Here is a 1,585-nt window from a genome sequence, read left to right on the forward strand (position 1 = left end):
GCGACTTACCCACGCTAGGACGGAAAGACCCCGTGGAGCTTTACTGTAGGCTGATATTGGACTTTGAGATTAGATATACAGGATAGTTGGGAGACTGAGAAGCATGTACGCCAGTATGTGCAGAGTCACCCTTGGGATACCAACTTTCTAATATTAAAGTTCTAACATTGACCCTTGAATCAGGGCAATGGACATTGTCAGTTGGGCAGTTTGACTGGGGCGGTCGCCTCCCAAAAAGTAACGGAGGCGTTCAAAGGTTCGCTCAGAATGGACGGAAACCATTCGTAGAGTACAAAGGCAAAAGCGAGCTTAACTGCAAAACCTACAAGTTGCGCAGAGTAGAAATACGGACTTAGTGATCCGGTGGCACCGCATGGAAGGGCCATCGCTCAACGGATAAAAGCTACCCCGGGGATAACAGGCTTATCTCCCCCAAGAGTCCACATCGACGGGGAGGTTTGGCACCTCGATGTCGGCTCGTCTCATCCTGGGGCTGAAGTAGGTCCCAAGGGTTGGGCTGTTCGCCCATTAAAGAGGCACGCGAGCTGGGTTCAGAACGTCGTGAGACAGTTCGGTCCCTATCCAGCGTGGGCGTAAGAAATTTGAGAGGATCTGTCCCTAGTACGAGAGGACCGGGATGGACACACCTATGGTGTACCAGTTGTAAAGCCATTTGCATAGCTGGGTAGCTACGTGTGGAAACGATAAGTACTGAAAGCATCTAAGTACGAAACAGACCTCAAGATAAGATTTCTCAGAGTACGTAAAGAAAATACGTTTGATAGGTCCAAGGTGTAAGTGCAGTAATGTATTAAGCTAATGGATACTAAACTTTACATCTTGACTGGAAATATTGTTTGCTATTACCAAAAGTTTTTAAAGTTCTTATATGGTGATGATTGCATAAGGGATACACCTGTTCCCATACCGAACACAGAAGTTAAGCCTTATAACGCCGATGGTACTGCTCGGGCAACCGTGTGGTAGAGTAGGAAGTCGCCAAATAAATTAAAGGATTCACACTATGTGAATCCTTTTTTAGTACATAATTATAGAAAAATTAACAATAAAACGAGAGGGTAGAGGTCGGGCAACCTTGTGGTAGAGTAGGAAATCGTCAAATAAATTAAAGGATTCACACCATGTGAATCCTTTTTTAGTACATAATTATAGAAAAATTAACAATAAAACGAGAGGGTAGAGGTCGGACAACCTTGTGGTAGAGTAGGAAATCGTCAAATAAATTAAAGGATTCACACCATGTGAATCCTTTTTTAGTACATAATTATAGAAAAATTAACAATAAAACGAGAGGGTAGAGGTCGGGAAACCTTGTATTAGGGTAGGAATTCTGCCCAAGCGGCCGAGAGCGGCCAAATAATCAAGACTCGCAGTAATGTGAGTCTTTTTTAGTATAAAAATCAATTATATACAAATACTTAAACGAGATAGTAGAGGTCGGGCAACCGTGTGGTAGAGTAGGAAGTTGCCAAATAAATTAAAGGATTCACACCATGTGAATCCTTTTTTAGTACATAATTATAGAAAAATTAACAATAAAACGAGAGGGTAGAGGTCGGGAAAC

At 42.7% G+C, this 1,585-nt stretch carries 2 rRNA genes; both read left to right on the forward strand.

Annotation, left to right across the window (positions count from 1 at the left end):
* Positions 1-848, forward strand: a 23S ribosomal RNA gene (locus J2Z38_RS10440); the annotation flags it as partial.
* 40 nt (positions 849-888) lie between these two features.
* Positions 889-1,005 (forward strand): 5S ribosomal RNA (gene rrf, locus J2Z38_RS10445).
* Positions 1,006-1,585: the final 580 nt, after the last annotated feature.

The organism is Anaerococcus degeneri, assembly GCF_017874475.1.
In the GTDB taxonomy this organism is placed as follows: Bacteria; Bacillota; Clostridia; order Tissierellales; family Peptoniphilaceae; genus Anaerococcus; species Anaerococcus degeneri.